The sequence below is a fragment of the Pseudomonas sp. Ps21-P2 genome (assembly GCF_039672565.1).
In the GTDB taxonomy this organism is placed as follows: domain Bacteria; phylum Pseudomonadota; class Gammaproteobacteria; order Pseudomonadales; family Pseudomonadaceae; genus Aquipseudomonas.
In genome coordinates this window covers 86,873-108,237 of the sequence record NZ_JBDFPL010000005.1, presented here as the reverse complement: position 1 = coordinate 108,237, position 21,365 = coordinate 86,873, and the positions used below count along the sequence as shown (strand labels likewise).

The 21,365-nt window shown below is 58.6% G+C and carries 17 protein-coding genes and 1 pseudogene; 7 read left to right on the top strand and 11 right to left on the bottom strand.

Going from position 1 to position 21,365, the window contains the following annotated elements:
* The first annotated feature begins 143 nt into the window (after positions 1–143).
* The 7 genes from urtA to ABEH28_RS14175 all read left to right on the top strand — a co-directional run bounded on the left by urtA (position 144) and on the right by ABEH28_RS14175 (position 6,854).
* On the top strand, positions 144–1,388 hold the full coding sequence (gene urtA / locus ABEH28_RS14205; RefSeq protein WP_192172205.1) for an urea ABC transporter substrate-binding protein: 1,245 nt from the start codon (positions 144–146) through the stop codon (positions 1,386–1,388).
* A 172-nt stretch (positions 1,389–1,560) separates the two neighbouring features.
* Positions 1,561–2,478, top strand: coding sequence for an urea ABC transporter permease subunit UrtB (urtB, locus tag ABEH28_RS14200; RefSeq protein ID WP_346630496.1), 918 nt, complete (start codon positions 1,561–1,563; stop codon positions 2,476–2,478).
* Positions 2,479–2,501: 23 nt separating this feature from the next.
* A complete protein-coding gene (gene urtC, locus ABEH28_RS14195; protein WP_346630291.1) occupies positions 2,502–3,683 on the top strand; it encodes an urea ABC transporter permease subunit UrtC in 1,182 nt (393 codons plus the stop codon).
* Positions 3,680–4,441 (top strand): urea ABC transporter ATP-binding protein UrtD, encoded by a 762-nt coding sequence (gene urtD / locus ABEH28_RS14190; RefSeq protein WP_192172207.1) that lies wholly within the window; start codon positions 3,680–3,682, stop codon positions 4,439–4,441. The genes urtC and urtD overlap by 4 nt, the downstream gene beginning before the upstream one ends.
* Positions 4,442–4,451: 10 nt before the next feature.
* A complete protein-coding gene (gene urtE, locus ABEH28_RS14185; protein ID WP_346630290.1) occupies positions 4,452–5,141 on the top strand; it encodes an urea ABC transporter ATP-binding subunit UrtE in 690 nt (229 codons plus the stop codon).
* 58 nt (positions 5,142–5,199) lie between these two features.
* Positions 5,200–6,429 (top strand): formamidase, encoded by a 1,230-nt coding sequence (gene fmdA, locus ABEH28_RS14180; protein ID WP_346630289.1) that lies wholly within the window; start codon positions 5,200–5,202, stop codon positions 6,427–6,429.
* Positions 6,430–6,506: 77 nt separating this feature from the next.
* A complete protein-coding gene (locus ABEH28_RS14175) occupies positions 6,507–6,854 on the top strand; it encodes a zinc ribbon domain-containing protein (protein ID WP_346630288.1) in 348 nt (115 codons plus the stop codon).
* A gap of 70 nt (positions 6,855–6,924) precedes the next feature.
* Here the strand turns inward: ABEH28_RS14175 and ABEH28_RS14170 are convergent, their stop codons facing one another.
* The 11 genes and pseudogenes from ABEH28_RS14170 to ABEH28_RS14120 form a co-directional block, all read right to left on the bottom strand.
* Positions 6,925–7,908: an oligopeptide/dipeptide ABC transporter ATP-binding protein gene (locus tag ABEH28_RS14170; RefSeq protein ID WP_346630287.1), complete on the bottom strand. Its 984-nt coding sequence runs from the start codon at positions 7,906–7,908 to the stop codon at positions 6,925–6,927.
* Positions 7,905–8,939 carry an ABC transporter ATP-binding protein gene (locus ABEH28_RS14165; RefSeq protein WP_346630286.1) on the bottom strand — a complete coding sequence of 345 codons (1,035 nt, stop codon included), beginning with the start codon at positions 8,937–8,939 and terminating at the stop codon, positions 7,905–7,907. Before ABEH28_RS14165 ends, ABEH28_RS14170 begins: the two co-directional genes overlap by 4 nt.
* 2 nt (positions 8,940–8,941) lie before the next feature.
* Positions 8,942–9,841 (bottom strand): D,D-dipeptide ABC transporter permease, encoded by a 900-nt coding sequence (gene ddpC / locus ABEH28_RS14160; RefSeq protein ID WP_192172213.1) that lies wholly within the window; start codon positions 9,839–9,841, stop codon positions 8,942–8,944.
* A gap of 1 nt (position 9,842) precedes the next feature.
* The gene (locus ABEH28_RS14155) at positions 9,843–10,859 is read right to left on the bottom strand and encodes an ABC transporter permease (protein ID WP_346628248.1); all 1,017 of its coding nucleotides are present in this window, start codon (positions 10,857–10,859) and stop codon (positions 9,843–9,845) included.
* 123 nt (positions 10,860–10,982) lie between these two features.
* Positions 10,983–12,539, bottom strand: a complete 1,557-nt coding sequence (locus ABEH28_RS14150; RefSeq protein WP_346630285.1) for an ABC transporter substrate-binding protein — start codon at positions 12,537–12,539, stop codon at positions 10,983–10,985.
* Positions 12,540–12,748: 209 nt separating this feature from the next.
* Positions 12,749–13,303 carry a D-alanyl-D-alanine dipeptidase gene (gene ddpX / locus ABEH28_RS14145; protein ID WP_282370621.1) on the bottom strand — a complete coding sequence of 185 codons (555 nt, stop codon included), beginning with the start codon at positions 13,301–13,303 and terminating at the stop codon, positions 12,749–12,751.
* A 90-nt stretch (positions 13,304–13,393) separates the two neighbouring features.
* Positions 13,394–14,245 (bottom strand): MurR/RpiR family transcriptional regulator, encoded by an 852-nt coding sequence (locus ABEH28_RS14140; protein ID WP_346630284.1) that lies wholly within the window; start codon positions 14,243–14,245, stop codon positions 13,394–13,396.
* A gap of 284 nt (positions 14,246–14,529) precedes the next feature.
* Positions 14,530–15,840, bottom strand: coding sequence for a hypothetical protein (locus tag ABEH28_RS14135; protein ID WP_346630283.1), 1,311 nt, complete (start codon positions 15,838–15,840; stop codon positions 14,530–14,532).
* Between the two features lie 254 nt (positions 15,841–16,094).
* A pseudogene (locus ABEH28_RS14130) lies at positions 16,095–16,193 on the bottom strand (MurR/RpiR family transcriptional regulator); the annotation flags it as partial.
* A 317-nt stretch (positions 16,194–16,510) separates the two neighbouring features.
* Positions 16,511–19,174, bottom strand: a complete 2,664-nt coding sequence (locus tag ABEH28_RS14125; protein WP_346630282.1) for a hypothetical protein — start codon at positions 19,172–19,174, stop codon at positions 16,511–16,513.
* A gap of 685 nt (positions 19,175–19,859) precedes the next feature.
* The gene (locus tag ABEH28_RS14120) at positions 19,860–21,140 is read right to left on the bottom strand and encodes a hypothetical protein (RefSeq protein WP_346630281.1); all 1,281 of its coding nucleotides are present in this window, start codon (positions 21,138–21,140) and stop codon (positions 19,860–19,862) included.
* Positions 21,141–21,365 lie beyond the last annotated feature (225 nt).

The following is a 21,365-nucleotide window of genomic DNA, read 5'->3' as shown; positions in this document are numbered from 1 at the left end:
GCGTTCCCGGCCCTACGTCAAATGACGTACGCGCATACGTCACGCTGCGTATACCTCGATTCCCGCGCCCGCCTCATCCTTGCTCGCAGCTCGCGACGGACCCTCACCCGGCCGCCGCGAATCACCAGCACAGGAGCGGGAACATGGATTCACGACTGACAGGCCCCACGCGCTTTTTCCCCCGACGCCTGGCATTGGGGGCGGCAGCCCTTTCGCTGATCGCCGCCAGCGTGTTCAGCCAGATGACCCTGGCCGACGACGTCAACACCACCGGCCTGGCCGTCACGCCGACCGAAGTGACCGTCGGCCAGCTGCACTCGGCCACCGGCACCATGGCGATCTCCGAAACCGGTTCGATCCAGGCCGAACGCCTGGCCATCGACCAGATCAACGCATCGGGCGGCATCCTCGGTCGCCAGATCAAAATCGTGCAGGAGGACGGCGCGTCCGACTGGCCGACCTTCGCCGAGAAAGCCCGCAAGCTGCTGGTCAACGACAAGGTGGCCACGGTGTTCGGCTGCTGGACATCGGCGTCGCGTAAAGCGGTGTTGCCGGTGTTCGAGAAAGAAAACGGCCTGTTGTACTACCCGACCTTCTACGAAGGGCTGGAACAGTCGAAAAACGTGATCTACACCGGGCAGGAAGCCACCCAGCAGATCCTTGCCAGCCTGGACTGGATCGCCAAGACCAAGGGCGCCAAGACCTTTTACCTGATCGGTTCGGATTACATCTGGCCGCGCACCTCGATGAAGATCGCCCGCAAGCACATCGAGAACGTGCTCCACGGCACGGTCGTCGGCGAAGACTACTACCCGCTGGGCAATACCCAGTTCGGCTCGCTGATCAACAAAGTCAAATTGAAGAAACCTGACGTGGTGTTCGCGGCGGTCGTGGGCGGCTCCAACGTGGCGTTCTACAAGCAGTTAAAAGCCGCGGGCGTTGATTCCACCAAGCAGACGCTGTTGACCCTCTCGGTCACCGAAGACGAACTGCTGGGCATTGGCGGCGAGAACATGAAGGGCTTCTACGCCTCCATGAAGTACTTCCAGAGCCTGGATAACCCCAACAACAAAGCGTTCGTTGAGGCGTTCAAGGCCAAGTACGGCAAGGATTCGGTGATGGGCGACGTGACCCAGGCCGCCTACCTCGGTCCGTGGTTGTGGAAAGCCGCGGTCGAGAAAGCCGGCAGCTTCGACGTCGACAAAGTGGTGGCGGCGTCCCCGGGCATCGAGCTGAAAACCGCGCCCGAAGGCTACGTGAAGATTCACGAAAACCACCACCTGTGGAGCAAGACCCGCATCGGTGAAGTCCAGGCCGATGGCCAGTTCAAGGTGGTTTACGAGTCGGACTTGATTGAGCCGAATCCGTTTCCGAAGGGCTACCAATAACACCTGCTGACATGGCGCGCTGATCGTTCCCACGCTCTGCGTGGGAATGCCGGTCCGGCCGCTCTGCGGCCATGCAGGACGCGGAGCGTCCGGCTGCGTTACCACGCTGAGCGTGGGAACGATCAAGCACACGTGGATGGCCAATCAATTTTTCACCTCGGAGACCATCATCATGGAATGGCTATCGGAATTTGGTGCCATCGCGGCCATGCAGGGGTTCAACGGGCTTTCCGTGTTCTGCGTGCTGTTGTTGATGGCCCTGGGGCTGGCGATCATCTTTGGTCAGATGGGCGTGATCAACATGGCCCACGGTGAATTCCTCACCATCGGCGCCTACACCACTTACCTGCTGTCGACCCTGGTACAGACCTATTGGCCGTGGATGCAGCCGTACTATTTCTTCTTTGCCATCGCGTTGTCGTTCGTGGTGGCCGGTGCCGTGGGTTGGGTGGTGGAGTGGGTGATGATCAGTCGCCTCTACCACCGACCGCTCGACACCCTGCTGGCAACATGCGGCCTGTCCCTGGTGATGCAGCAAGCGTTCCGTTCCATCTTCGGCGCCCGTGAAGTCAGCGCCAACCCGCCCGAATGGCTGATGGGCGCGGTCAACCTCACTGAATCCATCGAAATCCCGCGCAACGGCCTGTTCGTCATGGGCCTGACCGCGCTGATGACCGGCGGGATTTTTCTCATGCTGTACCGCAGCCGCTGGGGGTTGCACGTCCGCGCCACGGTGCAGAACCGCATCATGAGCCGAGCGGTGGGCATCAATACCCGCAAGGTCGACCGCATGACCTTCGCCCTGGGCTGCGGCGTTGCCGGGGTCGCGGGGGCGGCGTTCACCACCATCGGTTCCACCGGCCCCACCGCCGGCTCCCTGTACATCGTCGACACCTTTCTGGTGGTGGTTTTCGGCGGCGCGGCCAGCCTGTTCGGCACCATTGCCTCGGCGTTCGCCATTGCCCAGACCCAGTCCCTGTCGGAATTTTTCATGAGTGGCTCGATGGCCAAGGTCCTGACCCTGTCCATTGTGATCCTGATCCTGTTGATGCGCCCTCAAGGGTTGTTTGCCAGCAAGGTTCGTAAATAAGTGTGCGCCAGAGAGGTAGCCCCATGAACGCGCTAAACAAGATGCTCGGCGGACGCCAGGGCGTGGTCGGACTGCTGATCCTCGCGGCCCTGATCCTGGTGGTCTTCCCCCTGACTCTGGACGCCTTTCGCCTGAACATGGTCGGCAAATACCTGACCTACGCGTTCGTCGCCGTGGGCCTGGTGTTGTGCTGGGGGTACGGCGGCATTCTCAGCCTGGGGCAAGGGGTGTTCTTCGGCCTGGGCGGCTACTGCATGGCGATGTTTCTCAAGCTGGAAGCGTCCGATCCGGAGAGCACCAAAATCCAGTCGACCCCGGGCATTCCGGACTTCATGGACTGGAACCAGATCACCGAACTGCCCTGGCTGTGGGTGCCGTTTCACAGCTTCACGTTCACGGTGATGGCGGTCATCGTGGTGCCGGTGCTGCTGGCGTTGATCATTGGCGTCGCGCTGTTCAGACGCCGGGTGGGCGATGTGTATTTTTCCATCGTCACCCAGGCCATCGCGTTGATCCTCACGGTGCTGATCATCGGCCAGCAAGGCCTGACCGGCGGGATCAACGGCATCACCGATCTCAAGACCCTGCTGGGGTGGGACATCCGCAGCGACAGCGCCAAACTGCTGTTGTACTTCATCAACGCAGGCCTGCTGTTCGCCTGCATCCTGTTCGGCAAATTCATCCTCCATTCCAAACTCGGCCGGCTGCTGATGGCCATGCGCGACAAGGAAGAGCGGGTGCGGTTTTCCGGTTACGACGTGGCGGCGTTCAAGGTCTTCGTGTACTGCGTCGCGGCGTGTTTCTCGGCCATCGGCGGGGCCATGTTCGCCTTGCAGGTGGGGTTCATGTCGCCGTCGTTCGTGGGCATCGTGCCGTCCATCGAGATGGTGATCTTCGCCGCCGTCGGTGGGCGCATGTCGCTGCTGGGCGCGGTGTACGGCTCGCTGCTGGTGAACTACGGCAAGACCTATTTCTCCGAGTCGTTCCCCGAATTGTGGCTGTACCTCATGGGCGGGCTGTTCATCGCCGTGGTCATGTATTTTCCCAACGGTTTGGCCGGTCTCTGGGAGAGCCACGGGCGCAATTGGTTGTCGGGTTTCACGCGCAAGCCGGCACCGGTGATTGCTTCCCCGGCCCCGGTCATCACGCCAACCCCCACCCCCGCCGACAAGAAAGCCGCCAGCCCGTTGGAGATTCAGCCATGACCCGCCCGACAGGCTTTCAGATGAACAAACCGGTCCTGGCCATTGAGGGCCTGACCGTGTCCTTCGACGGTTTCAAGGCGGTGGATGACCTCAACCTGTACATCGACCGCAACGAAGTGCGGGTGGTCATCGGCCCCAACGGCGCAGGGAAGACCACGGTGCTCGACCTGATCTGCGGCAAGACCCGGGCCACGGGCGGCAGCATCCAGTTCAAGGACCGCGAGCTGACCACCATGAACGAGTACGACATCGTCCGTGCCGGGGTCGGGCGCAAGTTCCAGACGCCGTCGATCTACGACAACCTGAGCGTGTTCGAGAACCTGGAGATGTCGTTTCCGGCGGGGCGCTCGGTGTTCGGCGCGCTGTTCTTCAAGCGCACCCAAGAGGTGCTGGACCGGGTCAATCAAGTGGCCGCCGACATCTTCCTCGGTGACCGGCTGCAGCAGCAGGCGGGCCTGTTATCCCACGGCCAGAAGCAGTGGCTGGAGATCGGCATGTTGCTGATGCAGGACCCGGAACTGCTGATGCTCGACGAGCCGGTGGCGGGCATGAGCGTCAGCGAGCGGGCGCAAACCGCCGACCTGTTGAATCGCATCAGCCAGGGCCGCTCGGTGCTGGTGATCGAGCACGACATGGAGTTCGTCAAGAGCATCGCGCACAAGGTCACGGTGCTGCATCAGGGCAAGGTGCTGGCCGAAGGCAGCATGGAGTCGGTGCAGAACAACCCGAAAGTCATCGAAGTCTATCTGGGCCATTGAGGAGCGCAGCATGTTCAACATTCAGCAGCTGGCGTGTGGTTACGGCCAGAGTCAGGTCCTCCACGACCTGAGCCTCTCGGTGCAGAAACAGGAAATCGTCGCGGTGATGGGCCGCAACGGCATGGGCAAGACCACGCTGTTCAAAAGCCTGATGGGCATCCTGCCGCAATGGGGCGGCCAGGTTCAGCTGGACGGCGTGGACGTGTCCGCCATGGAAACCCACAACCGTGTCGCCGAGGGCATGGCCTACGTGCCCCAGGGGCGGATGATTTTTCCGTCGATGAGCGTGCTGGAGAACATCCAGACCGGCCTCCCCGCCTCGGCCGGCGGCAAGGTCCCGGAAGACCTGTACGCGCTGTTCCCGGTGCTGTTCGACATGCGCGGCCGACGCGGCGGCAACCTGTCCGGCGGCCAGCAACAGCAGCTGGCCATCGCCCGGGCCCTGGCGACCAATCCCAAGGTGTTGTTGCTCGACGAGCCTACCGAAGGCATCCAGCCGTCGATCATCAAGGACATCGCCCGCAGCCTCAAAGAGATCCGCGCCCTGCGCAACCTGACGATCATCGTCTCGGAGCAGGTGCTGTCCTTCACCCTGGAAATCGCCGACCGCTTGCTGGTGATCGAGAAAGGCCGCTTCGTCATCGAAGAAACCCGCGCCAATGTCGATGAAGCGACGATCAGTCGGTATTTGTCGGTGTAGCAAGGCCCGGAGACATGCAGCGTCATTAGCACCTACCGAGAACCCAAGGAGAACCCCCATGACCGATACCTTGATCAAAGTCGACCTCAACCAGCCTGTCACCGAAAACGAGCAGATCCACAACCGCTGGCACCCGGACATCCCGATGGCCTGCTGGGTCAAGCCGGGGGATGATTTCATCCTCGAAACCTACGACTGGACCGCTGGCGCGATCAAGAACAACGACGATGCCAGCGACGTGCGCGACGTCGACCTGACCACCGTGCATTACCTGTCTGGCCCGGTCGGTGTGCATGGCGCCCAGCCCGGCGACCTGCTGGTAGTGGAGCTGCTGGACATCGGCGCACGAGCCGATTCGCAATGGGGCTTCAACGGCTTCTTTTCCAAACAGAACGGCGGCGGCTTCCTCACCGAGCATTTCCCCCTGGCGCAGAAATCCATCTGGGATTTCAAAGGCATGATGACCAGCTCCCGGCACATCCCCGGCGTCGAGTTCGCAGGCTTGATTCACCCCGGCCTGATCGGCTGTCTGCCGGACCACAAGATGCTCGCCGAGTGGAACCGCCGCGAACAGGAACTGATCGACACCGACCCGGACCGCGTCCCGGCCCTGGCCTGTCCGCCCTGCGCCGGGACGGCGCACCTGGGCAAACTCAAAGGCCCGGCCCGCGACCTGGCCGCCGCCACGGGCGCACGCACCGTGCCGCCCCGTGAGCACGGCGGCAACTGCGACATCAAGGACTTGTCCCGGGGCTCGAAAGTGTTCTTCCCGGTCTACGTCGACGGCGCGGGTCTGTCCGTGGGCGACCTGCACTTCAGCCAGGGCGACGGCGAAATCACCTTCTGCGGCGCCATCGAAATGGCCGGCTGGGTGCACATGCGCGTCGAGCTGATCAAGGACGGCATGGCCAAATACGGGATCAAAAACCCGGTCTTCAAGCCCAGCCCCATCGTGCCGAACTACAACAACTACCTGATCTTCGAGGGCATATCGGTCGACGAAGCCGGCCAGCAGCACTACCTGGACGTCAACGTCGCCTACCGCCAGGCGTGCCTGAACGCGATCAACTACATGACCAAGTTCGGTTACTCCCCGGCCCAGGGTTATTCGCTGTTGGGCTCGGCACCGGTGCAGGGTCACATCAGCGGCGTGGTCGACATCCCCAACGCGTGCGCCACCTTGTGGCTGCCGACCGAGATCTTCAAATTCGACATCAACCCCAACGCCAATGGCCCGACGAAATTCATCGACGGCACCGTGGACTTGCCGATCGCGCAGGATAAATAACGCCGGGCTGACTCCCGACCTGCAGGCGCGAATGAATCCGCGCCTGCAGCATGCACTCTGACGAGAGGATTTAAGCCATGCCCCTGTACGAATACGACTGCCCTGACTGTGGGGATTTCACCTCGCTGCGGCCCATGGCCGAGAGCGCGCTGCCGTGCGAGTGCCCGGCATGCGGCGCATCGAGCCTGCGGGTGATTCTGTCCGCGCCAGGGCTGAGCACCATGCCCGGCAACACCCGCACCGCCATCGCCCGCAACGAGCAAAGCACCCACGCGCCAAAAACCATGGACCAATACAAAGAGAGCCGGGGGCACCCCAGCGGCTGCAGTTGCTGCGGGCCGACGAAAGGACTCCAACCCACCAAAGCCAATCCCCACGCCCTGAAAGGCAAGCCGGCGGGCCGACCGTGGATGATCAGCCATTGATCGACTCATGGGGCCAATTGGCCCCTTCACGTCAGGTAAAGGGGGCAGTAAAGGGGCGAGCGGCCGCGCATCAGTGCTGCGACACCAGATGACAGCGCACCGATTCCCCAGCGCCTTTTGCCGGTAGTAATGCTTGCGGCTTTTCACAGCCTTGGGTGGCTTTCGGACAACGATCCCGAAAAAAACACCCCGTCGGCAGCGTCCGATTGCCCGGCAGTTCCGTCGGCGCCGACACCTGGGCGTCGTCCACCGTCACCCCGAGACGCGGCACCGCCTCCAGCAGCAATTGCGTGTAAGGGTGACGCGGCCGCTCCAGTACTTCCGCCGCCGTACCCAACTCCACAATCTGCCCCAGGTACATCACCGCCACCCGGTCAGCCATGTGCCGCACCACCGAGACGTTGTGAGAGATCAGGATGTAGGTCAGGTCGCGACTGCGCTGCAGCTCGGCCAGCAAATTGAGGATCTGCGCCTGCACTGAGATGTCCAGTGCCGAGGTCGGCTCGTCCAGTACGATGATGTCCGGGTTGCACGACAAGGCCCGGGCAATCGCAATCCGCTGACGCTGGCCCCCGGAAAACTGGTGAGGAAAGCGATCAAGGTATTCCGTGCGAATGCCCACCTGGGCCGCCACCTTCTCCGCAATGCCACGCATTTCCTGACGCGGCGCCGAACGCTGGACGAACAACGGCTCGGTGATGACTTTCCACACCGGCAGCCTGGGGTCGAGGGACGACTGCGGGTCCTGAAACACAATCTGCACGTTGCTGCTTCGTTCCTTGTCGCTGTTGTAGATCCAGTCGAGTCGCCCGGATGTTGGCTTGATCAAGCCCATCAGCAACTGCGCCAGGGTGCTTTTGCCGCAGCCGGATTCGCCGACCACGCCGAGGGTTTCGCCGGCACGAACCTGGAGATCGATGCCGTTCAGGGCATGGGCCAAAGCCTTGGGCCGACCGAGCCAGTCCTTGCCCATCGGGTAATGCACGCGCACATCTTGCAGACCGAGGATGGTCGGGCTCTCGCCAGGCGATGTCTGCAGGGCTGAATGGATCATGGCCGCGACTCCTGTGGGGTGGCGTGTAAGGGCGCGCTCAACCAGCAGGCGCTTTTGCGGTCGGCGGCGGCGTCGATGGTCTGCATCGGCGGGCGTTGCAGGCATTGGGCCGTGGCATGGGCGCAGCGATCCAGGAACGTGCAGCCTAGCGGCAACGCCGACAGATTGGGCACCTGTCCGGGAATGGTCTTGAGGTCCTGGCCCGGTTCGACTTGCTCCGGCAATCCGCTGAGCAGGCCCTGGGTGTACGGATGCCGGGGGTCCGCCATCACTTGCGCGGTGACGCCCTGCTCCACCACTGCGCCGGTGTACATCACGTACACCCGGTCGCAGAACTGCGACACCAGCGCCATGTCATGGGTGATCAGCAGAATCGCCGTGCCCCGCGCCCGGGCCTTTTCTCGCAGCAGCAACAGCACTTGCCGCTGCACCGTGACGTCCAGCGCGGTGGTCGGCTCGTCGGCGATCAGCAATTGCGGATCGCAGGAGAATGCCAGCGCAATCATCACCCGCTGACGCATGCCGCCGGAAAGCTCGAAGGGGTAGCTGTTCATCACCTGCTCGGGGTCGGCGATGTGCATGTCCCGCAGCAACGCGATGGCTTTGGCCTTGGCGTCGGCCTTGCTCAGTCGCTGGTGATGAATGATCACGTCAAGCATCTGCCGACCGATGCGGCGGGTCGGATTGAGCGCGGTCATGGGTTCCTGAAAGATCATCGCGGCGTCACGGCCACGCACACTCAGCAGGTCTTTCTCTTTGGCGGTGAGCATGTCGCGGCCCAGAATGCTCAGGCTGCCACTTTTCACGTCATAGGCACGCTCCGGCAGCAGGCGCAGGCTGAGCATCGCGGTGACCGACTTGCCGGAGCCTGACTCGCCAATCACGCCGACGATCTCCCCGGGATTGACGTGCAGCGACACGCCGTTGAGGGCCTTGACCGTGCTTTTGTACGCCGGGAACTCGATGCGCAGGTCGTCGATAACCAAGACCGGCGCTTGCGCGGCAAGGGGTTGTTGAACGGAAGCCTGCATGGTCATTTCCCCTGCTGCCGTGGGTCGAGCAAGTCACGCACGCCGTCGCCCAAAAGGTTGAAACCGGTGGCGGTGATCAGAATCGCCACGCCGGGAAAGGTCGAGTACCACCATTGATCGAGGATGTAGTTGCGCCCGGTCGCGACCATCGCGCCCCACTCCGCCGTCGGCTGTTGCGCGCCCAGGCCAATGAAGCCCAGGGCCGAGGCCATGAGGATGGCGCTGCCGATGTCCAGGCTCAGTTGCACCAGCAACGGCGGCATGGCGTTGCGCGCCACGTGCCAGATGACCATGTGCCAGCGCCCGGCGCCGAAGGTCTCGGCGGCCTTGACGTAACCCATCTGGCGGATGCTCAGGGCTTGCCCCCGAGCCAGCCGCACGTAGAACGGAATCCGCACCAGCGTGATCGCCAGCATGGCGTTGAACAGGCTCGGGCCCAGCGCCGCGGCCAGGGCCATGATCAGCACCAGCGACGGCACCGACAGCATGATGTCCATCAGGCGCATGATCAGGCCGTCGAAACGCCCGCCGATGATGCCGGACATGCAGCCCAGCAAGCCGCCGGCAAAGCACGATGCAAAGGCCACGAACAGACCGACGCCGACGGATTGGCGGCTGCCGTACAGCACGCGGCTGAACAGGTCGCGGCCCACTTCGTCGGTGCCGAACCAATGGGCGGCCGACGGCGCGGCGAGACGCTGGGTCAGGTTCAGCGCATTCGGATCGTGGGACGCGAGCCACGGCGCAAAGGCCATCACCAGCAGCACCATCACGGTGATCAGCAGCCCGGCCATGGTCAGCGGGCTGCGGCGAATCTGATGGGCCAGGTAGGCCCATTTGTCCTGCCAGCGCGAGGCGGCCGGCAGTGGCGCCACGGCGGGCGCGGTGATCGGAGTCGTCATGTCAGTTGACCTCGCCAATGCGCGGATCGATCAGGCGGTACAGCAGATCGATCGCCATGTTCAGCAGCACGTAAATGAAAGAGACCATGATCGCGAAGCCCATGACCGCCGGGAAATCCAGCGACTGGATCGACTTGACCACGTAGGCGCCCATGCCCGGCCAGGCGAACACGGTTTCCGTGAGCACCGCGCCATAGAGCAAGTCGCCCAGGGTCAGGCCCAGTACGGTCACCGAGGGAATCAGCGCGTTGGGCAAGGCATGGCGCAGAATCACCGCCCATTTCGACAGGCCGTAGGCGCGCGCGGTACGGATGTAGTCTTCGCCGAGCTGGTCGAGCATGGCCGAACGGATCTGCCGCGCGACGACGCCGAGGTTGACGAAGCCCAGGGTGATGGCCGGCAGAATCAGGTGTTGCACGGCGTTGAAAAACAGCCCGGTGTCGCCGGCCAGCAGCGTGTCGATCAGGTAGAACCCGGTAACGGTTCGGGGCGGGTCCAGCCCTTCGTCAAGACGACCGCTGCCGGGCAGCCAGTTCAGATGGCCGTAGAACAGCACGATCAAGCCCAGCCCCAGCCAGAACGCCGGGGTCGAAATCCCGGTCACCGCCAGGGTTCGCGCGACCTGGTCGATGAAGCGGTTGTGGTACACCGCCGAAAGCACGCCCAACGGCACACCCACCAGAATCGACAGGGTTAGGGCCGCCAGCGCCAGTTCCAGCGTCGCCGGGAAGAACGCCTGCAAATCTTCGAGGACCGGGCGATGGGTGCGAATCGACGTGCCCAGGTCGCCGTGCAGCAGGTCGAGCATGTAGCGGCCGTATTGTTGATACAGCGGCAGATCCAGCCCCAACTGATGGCGGATGTTGTCGACGATGGCGTCGGTGGCGCGGTCCCCGGCGATCAGTCGCGCGGGGTCGCCCGGAATCAGGTGCGAGATGGAAAAGGTAATCAGAGAAACGCCGAACACCACCAGCAGCAGGCCGCCCAGGCGTTTGCGCAGCATATTCAGGAAGGCCATGGGGCACCTCGGTCACGCAGTCGATCAATAACGCGAAACAGCTCGCGGACACAGCGCTGCTTCACCGGGCCCCGCCTCCCTTGCAGGGCCCTGTGAGTCACAGCGATTTACGGGATGCAGCGCTTACTTGGTGATCGTGCCGACGTTGAACACCTGTTCCAGCATCGGGTTGAACACGTAGCCCTTGACCTTCTCGCTCATCGGCAAGGTGTAGGCCTTCTGATAGAGGTAGGCGTAGACGCTGTCGTTGAGCACGATCTTCTGCGCCTGCTGATACAGCTCGGTGCGCTTGGCCATGTCGTTGGTGGTCGCCGATTCACGGATCAGCTTGTCCACCGCCGGGTTGTCGTAGAACGAACGGTTGCCGGCCAGACCTTTCAGCTTCGAGTCGAAGAAGAAGTTCATGAACATGTAGGGGTCGGCGAAGTCCGGGCTCCACGAGCCGATGGCGATGTCGAAATCACCGGTGCCCAGGCGCTCACGCATGCTGGCGTTGGCGAGTTTTTCCAGCTTGAGGTTCACGCCCAGCGGTTGAAGGCCGGCTTGCAGGGTCAGGCCGATGGGCTCCCAGTTCGGGTCCTTGTCGGAGTACATGAACGTCAGGTTGCTGACCTTCGGCGACACTTTGCCAAGATCGGCTTTGGCTTTTTCCATGTCCTGCTTGAACGCCGGCAGCTTCTCGTCGTAGGCCCACATGCCCTGGGGGATCGGCCCGTTCAGCGGCTTGGCTTTGCCTTTCAGGATGCCATTGATGATGCCGTCGTAATCCAGGGATTCGACAATCGCGCGCCGCGCATCGGGGTTGTTCATCGGCGCTTTCTGGGTGTTGAGGTACAGCAGCGTCACCCGCAGCGACGGGTAATCGCCGACGACGATGCCGGACTTTTTCGCCAGCGCTTCGAGCTGGTCTTCGGGCATGTCTTCGATGATGTCCAGGTCACCGTGCTCCAGCTGCAGACGACGCACGGAAGCCTCGCCGATGATCTTCACCACGACTTTTTTCAGGGTCGGCTTGGGACCGGCGTAGTAGCTGTTCTGCTCCATGGTCAGGGTCTGGCCTTTCTGCCAGTTGACCAGCTTGAACGCCCCCGAACCTGCGGTGTGGTTGGACAGGTAGGCGTCCGCGCCTTCGGTTTTCTTCGCAACGTCCGGGTTGATGATCGCCGCGCCGTTGTGGGCCAGCGTGGAGAGGAACGGCGCGTAAGGCGCTTTCAGGGTGAAGCGCACGGTCAGCGGATCGACCACCGACACGGCCATGTCCTCGGGGAAGGCGCCGGACGGGCCTTGTTTGAGTTTCATCACCCGGTCGAAGGAGAACTTCACCGCCTCGGCGTTGACCTCGGCGCCGTCATCGAATTTGTTGCCGGGCTTGAGCTTGAATTCCCAAGTCAGGTTGTCCGCCGAGGTGGCCCAGCTGCTGGCCAGCTCCCCTGCCACTTCGGTGCTGCCCTTGCCGTTTTCGACCTTGTAGGTCACCAGCCGCTGGTACGCCGGGTAGGTCACGGTCCAGTCGTTGTTGTCGATGGTCACGGCCGGGTCGAGGGTTTGCGGGTCGGACGGTTTGCCGATCATCAGGGTGTCCTGGGGCACGGCTGCGCTGGCCGATTGCCAGGCGCCGAGGCCCATGGCGGTGCAGAGGACTGCCATCGCCAGCGTGCGTGGGGTAAGGATTGATTTCATGCCGGTTCCTTGATCGTTCGGGGTCTGAAAGTTCGTCAGGTTTGTTATTGAAGCTATACCGGGCAGTTCAAGCTCACAGGCCTCAGGCCTCAGGCCTGCGAAATGACGCGCCCTGCTCTTGCGAGGTCGGGTGACGCCAGATTCAGCCGGGATTCATGGTTGTCCCGGTCGTGTGCGGTGTTGCGTGATACGTGATGCGTGATGCGTTTTTAGTGAGCGGGCTGGATCGAGCCGTCGTCGATTAAGGGGTAGTCCTCGGCGTTCGGCAGTTCGTAGTGCCACCACTCGCTGTCGATGTAGGTGAAGCCTGCCGCCAGCATGATCCCCAGCAACAGCAGGCGGTTGCGCTGTATGTCGGCGGGCAGATCAGCGAAGAACTGATGGGACTGCTCGCGCATGTCGTCGAAGCCGGTGCCCATGTCCAGGGCGTTGCCGCTGGCGTCGATCAGGGTCAGGTCCACGGCCACGCCCCGGGTGTGGTGGGAACCCAGGCTGGGGTCGCGCACGTATTCGGGGTTGGGCAGCGCCTGCCACAGCAGGTATTGCGCGTACGCCGGGCGATAGGCGTCGAAGATGCGCAGGCGCAACCCGGACTGGCGCGCCAGGGTGCTGGCCTTGCGCAGACAGCGCTCGGCGTCGCGATGCAGCAGGCAGCGCGGGTCCTGGTAAATCTGCTTGCCGGCGAGGTTGTCGACGCCGGCGTAGATCAGGTCGACCTCGACCTGCAGCGCGTGGGCATCGACTTCGACGAGGGGGCTATTCACGTAACGGCACTCCAGATCAGCGTGTTCATTCATCATGTATTGGGGGTGATGCTTCCCCCCGTAGGACCGGCTTTAGCCGGGAAGCCTTATCTATTCAAACTGGCCAAACAGTTGTTGCAGCTCACGGTTTTTCGCCAGCCTCTGGTCGAGGCGCTCGCCGTATTTATCGGCCACCGCCGACACCATCAGATTGAACAGGCAGGTCAGCGGCGCCAGGGAATCCCAGAACTGCCCCACATCGGAATTGAGCTGCAGCAGATCGCTCGGGTAATCCCTGGCCCATGGGCAGTGAAAGTCGGTGATAAACGCCAGGCCTACGTTCTGTTGATGGGCGACTTCGCAGAAGGTCCGCGTCACGGCGGAATAGGTTCGGAAGTCGGCGATCACGGCGTAGGGATTTTCGAACTGGGAATTCAGTGATTCGGCGTAGGTGCCGGACAAACCATCGACGTAGTACACCTTGGGCCGGATGTACTCCAGGTGACTGAAAAACGCGTTGAGGATGCCGCGGGTGGTCTGGATGCCGACGATGAACACCGCGTCGGCGCTGTGCAGCCGCTCAACGATGCGGGCGAAGGTTTCGCCACGGGCCAGGGCGTAGACCCGCTGGATCGCTTCCAGCTCACGGTTCATCGAGCGTTCCAGCGCATCGCCCTGAGTGTTTTCTTCACGAAAGGCGCCGAGCCGATCAGTGATCACCCAAGGGCTGGCGCTGTCGCCGCGCAGGCTCTGTTTGACGTCGTCGATATTGCGATAGCCCAGCGAACGCAGGAAGCGCCCGACTGAAATGCCGGTGGTGCCGGTCTGCTGGGCGATGCTGTCAGCGGTTTCGAACGGCAGCTTTTGCGGATTGGCCAGCAGGTAGCCGGCGATGCGCTTCCCCGTCGGCGTCAGATCGCTGAACCGCTGTTCCAGTGCATCGAGGAAGGGACGCTTTTCCATGGGAATTCCGCTGATGGAGCCGGGTTGCGTGGACCAGGATAATGTTATCCGGCGGTCATTTTGCAACAGGATGTTAGCAACATAACATCGTGTTTCGAGATGGCACAATGATTATTTTAAGAGATTGGCGAGGGGGTAAGCGGCGTGTTTCAGGGTGGTGCGAGGTTGCGGACGATGCGCTTTTTGGGGGCAAAAAAAGGCCACCTGTATCTTTCAAAAAACAAAGGTTCATCTGCAAAAGCGCACTGCAATCACAAATGAACCCATTTTGAGAGAGTATCTATTTATGCCGCGCTCTCGCCGAAGAATCGGAAAAGCACAGCGCGATCATTAACAGTCTCCCGGAAGAAGGCCTTCAACAGGATATCCACTCCGTTCTGGATGATAAGCTCAGTGGCCGGTCCGATGTTTGCGTGAACCACTGAACCGCCTGAACCAAACGCCAAGTCACGATTCCCGTCTTTCAGCAACCGGATTAATCGGACATCAGACGATGTTTGACCATATGAGATGACCATGCGCTGTTGATCGTCGACCGCCATCAAGGCAAAGGCCTGGAGCGACGTATCAACTTCACTGACGACCAATGGCTGCCCACCCTGGAACGCTGGATCATACTCGCCGTATTGAGTCAGCTTGATAATCACCAACTTATTCTTGCCGTCACTGTCTTGAATATTCGCCTGAAGCGTTACGCCGCCATCATCCCCGTAAAAGACCTTTTTTAGCAGGATGCTGGTGACGCCGGGCAACTGGGGAAGATCGATAATTTTGCGCCCCCCCGCAAACTGCGTGTCGAGCTCGCCGGCCGAGGTATATCGGGAGACAACGCCCAAGACCCTGCCATTGTTGAAATGACCCGCCAGTGTGACACTGCCGTCGCTGCCCGCTGCATAGTCTGCCCAAAGATCAGACGTGGGCGTAATCGCTTTAACCCCGTTATCGCCAAAACCCTTAACCGGAAGGCCGTCAACGTCGAATTTTACAAGGTGAAAGGTAGCCACTTGGCTATTGATGAGTCTGCACGGAAATAGGACGCTGCCATCCTGTTGCCGCACGGACGCGCGGACGGAATTCCAAGGGGAGAAGTATTCCTTTGTGGAGGTGTCGGCTTCACCGTCTACCTTTAACTTAAACAACTGCTTGCCGTCTTTACCGAACTTGATATCTGGCTTGCCAGTTGCGAATATCCGAATGGCGGCCGGAACGTTCACCAGAGAACCGGTACCTTCTGGCTTCAGGAACTCCGAAACCCCGACGCAGGTGATAGTTGTCTCCTTTTGATCAGTGCTGAAAATAAAACCTTCGCTGTCCAGAACGGTGGGGTAAAGGTCGTCCATAAATGGATACGTGAAGCGCCCCCCATTGCCAAAATCATGATCCAATGTTCCATCAGACTTATGACGGCCGATATTACCGTTCTGGGATCCCCTTTGACCATTTTGAATTTCGTAAAAACCTTGGTCACTCTCACTTCGCGGATCAGACACATACAGTTGATAGGGGTTTAGAATATAACCACTACCGTTGAATTCAACATCTCGATCGCCCGCTTGATGAGCAGCATTGGCAGGATTCGCTTTCTTATTACTCATGATCGTTCTTCCTTGAGGATTTATTGAAACCAAAGACTATCCCCAATCAACATCTCCGTCCACTTAGCGAGATCGTTCATATTTTCAATACAGAACTGAAAATATCGAATACAAACAAAGTGTTAGCATCGGTTATAGCGAATCGCGATTATGGCAACTTCGATTCAATCTAGGCAGCAAATAAACATCGCAATAAATGGCAAGCCACTCACGAGTATCTGTTCTAGCAGTCAACGCGTCGGGGCTGTGCAGCCGCGCTCGACGATACGAGCAAAGGTTTCGCCACGGGCCAGGGCGTAGACCCGCAGGATCGCTTCCACCTCACAGTTCATCGAGCGTTCCAGCGCATCGCCCTGGGGGGGGGGGGGGCAGGCGGGGGATATTCATGATACAGGATGACCGTGCAGGAGCGGACCGGTCTGCGGAAAGACCACTTCAGGCCAGACATCTGCAGGTTTGAGCCCCAAACTTGACCACTGGCTTCGACGGAATCCGCGCAGGGCGAATATCTCGCCGATCCACCGAGACCGTCGTAAGCAACAGCATGTTTTTACCTTCTTCCTCTGGACGACTATTCATCCTTAAATATCTGGCTATCAGCCAGACTTCGCGGCGATTCCCCTGTTGGGTCAGTGTGAACACTGAAGGCCCTGCAACAGAATCGCTGCACTCATGACCCGAGAATCCGGGCAAATGATTCTCTTGCTGTGTTGAACTTGAAAGCTGCAGCCAGCAGATCCGTTCCGTTTTGAACCGCGTACAGCTTCAACACCGTCAGTTCCGGAAACTCGACTGAGCCATTTGCTTCAAAACCAGTATCTATCGAGCCATTGGCGGTTACCCTGAATAGACGAGGCTGAATTTCTCCATTGCCGGATTTAGCAATGAGATAACGCCCTTCACCGTCAACTTGCATGGTCGTATAGGTGGCCACAGAATCTATTACAAGCGGGTTCCCATTATTGAATGTGCCGTCGGCAGCGCCATTGTCGGCCAGTCTCATCAGCGCAATCTTGTCGTCGCCTTGTTCAGTAAAGGTAAGGAGCACCGTACTTTTGCCGTCAGCTGAGACATCAAGCTGCAGCAATCTATGCCGACCGCCCTGGCCGGTAATGATGACTCTTCCGCCGGAACCAAAGGTCGAATCAAGTGTGCCATTGGGCGTGAACCTGACCACCACACCCTGAACTGTACCGTCCGAAGTGGTCTCCCCAATCGCAATGAGTCTTCCCTGGTCATCTACACCATAGTCAGTCCAGTTGTTACCTATGGTTTTCGAATCCAGTTTGAGAAAGCCGCTGCCGTGAAACCCCGTATCCGGTAATCCGTCCGACGTTATTTTGACAAGATAGTTCGCCGAATAATATTCAGGACGGTCGGCATTGCTTGGGATGCTCGACAGGAAAAAGCTACCGCCTGCCCCTTTTCTTTCACTCCGTCGAAAGGTAGCGAAGCGAAGATTTAACTCATTTGAGGGGTCGCTAAATGGAAATGGCTGGCGGTTTTCAAAGATGGCTGTGCCATTACCGGTACTGCCGAAGTTTTGGTCCAGTTCCCCTGTTGAAGTGAGCCGCAGCGCCGCAGAGGAAGTGTAATAACCGGGATCGTTGGAGATGGCTATGGCGTCCCCGACACAGGTAATCGAACCATCCGAATCAAAGATCATGCCGTCAATGACAATGTATGCGGATTCGGCGATTCCAACCAGCAACGACGGTAACTCCAGCCTCCCGCCATTGAAGGATGTATCCAGAGAACCGTCGGCGTTGTAGCGAGAGATCCAGCTTTTCCTCTCTAGAGTTTGTTCCCCTTGGTCGCTATTCTTTCTAGGTAGACGCCCTTCGCCGACCACGTAGAATCGTTGACCGGCATCCGGATTTGGATCGATGAATACTGCCACAGGGACTGGACCGCTAAAAAAGAAGTAGGGGTCCAGCTCTCCACCCGCCCGAGAGGCGGGAGGGTTTTCACTGCCTGCTTCCCCGAAAAACCTGAAGAGCAAAACTTCGGATGGAAGCGTTTTCCGATCCTGAGCAACCGCGAGTATATCCGTACCTTTTTGAATCCCCAGCCTGCGGAACCCATTAAGATTGTCATAAGTTCTGGAGCCGTTAATGCCAAACTCGCTGTCCAGAGTCCCATCAGGCATTATCCGCGTCATGCGTGCATACTGCTTCGATACGGCATCCTGTCCAGCCACGATGATTCGTTCTTGTTTATCCAACTCCATGGACACAAACGCATCGTTCATGCCGCCCATTTCACTCAATAAAAGCGCTTTACCATCATTGAAACTTGCATCCTCCTTCCCGTTCTTGTCCAGCTTCATGACACCAAATTCTACGCCTCCCTGCGACTGTAGGTAATCCACGGCAAGCAAGACGATGACTTCGCCGCCATCCAGGACCTTGGCTTCTTTAACAGAAACATTGGCCCCTTCGATCTTGATGATCTGCTCACCGCTATTGCCGAAGCCGGAATCGAGTTTACCGTCCGAGACATATCGAGCCAGGACCCCCTCTGTAGCATTGACACCTTTCCCCCTGCCAGCAAGCGTGATGCTCCCATTGCTATCAATCCCGTAGTCTAACCATTGCAGCCTGCGTTCTGGACTTGCCGCAGGTATCGTCAAGACGCCGTTTGTCCCAAACCCAGTCACCGGAGCGCCGTTCTCTTCAATTTTTACCAGATGGTAAGAAGTAACCTGGGTGTTGTATTTGTAGAGACTGCAACAGAAAAGTATATTTCCACCTGACTGTACAGTGCGCCGGATAGAACCGAATCCATGAGAAACAGCTTGAGTGTGTGGAGCACGCGGGTCGTCAGGGTGAGATAAATCAACGCCGTAGCCGGCCGCTTCTTTAGACAAGTCGACCTCGTATATCTTCCGCCCCTTATCCCCGAAACTCTCATCTATTGCAGCAGAGGTGCCTGAGGTGGTAATACGGAGCGCCGCAGGTTGGAAATATCTAGCGGATCCGGTATTAAGTTCCGTAATGCCAACACAGGTGATTTTGCCGTTGTTATTAAAAATCAGCCCCTGAACATCCATGACGGCGCTCAAACTGCCATCGACAGATGGAAGGATTAAGTTCCCAAAAGCAGGATCAACAGCACCCGTCGGCAACCGGCCAACTATCACACTTGGGTTACTGGCACTCGTCCCGTAGGTAATGACATAAATCCTTTGATCAGTATCCGTCGTTGGATCAGTGATAAACGGATCACGAATATATCTGACATAACCACTACCGCCGAATTGTAGATCCTGATCCCCAGCAACATGCGCGGCGTTGGCAGGAAGGGTGCTTCCATTTCGATTGTCGTTACTCATGACGTTCCATCCTTTGAAGGTTTTTGCGGTTCCCAGAGCCTAGCGGCTCGTCCGATCACTTTCAAACAGGATAAAATCCACTTGATTTACTGCGAATTAGAAAACCCCTTTAAATACATTATCTTGGATAATTGATAGTGCGATTCGCAATTGACCTTACTTCCAAACAATCTAAATGCGTATAAATGACCGAAATAAGGATTACCTTACTATTCCCTTTATTCTTGCAACGTACCGCTGCTCGCAATAACCACGCCGGCTGACCTACAGGCGCCGTGCATTGCACACAGCGCCCACTCGACCCGCAGGTAGTTAACGCAAAGTGCGTCCTCGCCGATTCCAGCACCATGTCCGCTTTCCGTTCATCATGGCCTGGAGCATGAACAGGCTGAAGCCTTTCGCCTGGGCGAGCTTGATCTTTGGTGGCATGACCAGCTCTGGCTTTATAGTGACTGCATCTAACAGCGATGGCCCTAGGTGATCGAATGCCTACTCAAAACGTTTGCCGGCATTCTGAAAGAGACGCGGGCAAACCTGATATGCCCGCTGTAGAGATGTGTTTTTTGCAGCCAGTGAATGGTTCACTGGGTTTTCTAGATCCAACGGGCCGGGGGAAATATTCAGGCGGAAAGGGCGATTGATGCCCTTTCAGTACGAACGGCTCAGTCAGTGCGCATCACGAATGTCAACCGAAATACCGGTTAAGTAGCGCTAACGAGTTGAGGTCACGAATTCCCACCAGCAGATCAGCACGGTTGTGAACAGTGAGATCTTTCAGCCGAGGGTACCCCGGGAATGTGACGGTCCCGTCCACGCCAAATGCCCTGTCCATCTCTCCCTTCGGCGTATACCGTTTTATACTGCCCTCTCGATCCCCCGTAGAGTTCTGAAGCAAAATGAATCGCTGCAAGCCATCCACGCACAGTTCAGGCCAAATAGTATCTCGACGACTAGCGCTTACGACACAGGGAGCTCCGTTACAAAAGGAGGGATCTGCAGCACCATTTTTCAGCCGTCTCATCAGGGCAATTTCAATACCGTTCTGTAGAACTACCTCAACGAGTAGTGCGATATTTTCATCAGGTAGAATATGGAGCTGTATTACCCGCACCACGCCGTCCGCGACATCGAAAGTTTGTACCCCTTTGGAGCCAAAATCCGGATCAAGCTCGCCATCGGCTTTGAATTTCACGAGCACGGGGTGCTTGAAATTCTGATCGCTTGGAGCACTCATGCCTGCGAGTATCAAACCACCATTCCTGTCGGCGACGTAGTCACCCCAAGCCGTGCCCAAGGTCAAGGGATCAATCAACTTCACCCCCCCTGTCTGGAATGCGGTATCCAGCGCGCCATCGGATTTAATCTTTACGAGGTAAAAAGTCTCAGTGCGCGTGGCGTAGTCGATGACATATGATAAAAACAGAACGTCTCCCTCAGCCTGACGGCTCCGTCGGGTCGAATTAAAGGGCGGGTACACGTAGATTGGAGATATATTAGTTGGCGTACCGACTTTGTAGATCGCTACACCTTTATGCCCAAAAGAAGCGTCCATCTCTCCCGCTGGGTTGAACCGTATTGCCGCAGGTGAATGATAGTAATGATGATCCATCTTTGCCGTGGCATCACCTACCCCGGTAATTGCTCCGTCGTCATGAAAGATGAAACCACGGATATGAATGTGCGCTTCATTGTCGGGGCCGGTGATTAGCGAAGGAATCACCAAACGCTTTCCTTCATTAAATGTTTTATCGGCCGAACCGTCGGCTTCACGGCGGGAAATCCAACTATTCAAATGCCCAGTCAGTTGCTCGTACCCAATAAGGTAGAATTTCTGATTGACATCTACGGCCATGTCGGTGATCAGAGTCTTATGGTCAGCGATGAGATACCCATCAGTGCCGAATCTAAGGTCCCTGCTCCCTGGAGCGTGTGATGTTTTGTTATCGCCAACTGGTTTTTTGCTCATGATCCTTCATCCTGAATTCAATCCGAGCTTTGAGCTTAAACATTCGTCGTTGAAGTTTCAAAGGAATGACGTAGCCAATAAAAATCCGGTCAGAAATTTATGCTAATGAAAACAGTCAGTTGCAACATCTTATCGCGACTGGCGATTTGGATAACTTCCAAACGGTATAAGCATATAGACAGATACAGCGTTGAATGCCGCCCGGCAATTTCCATTTATTCTAAA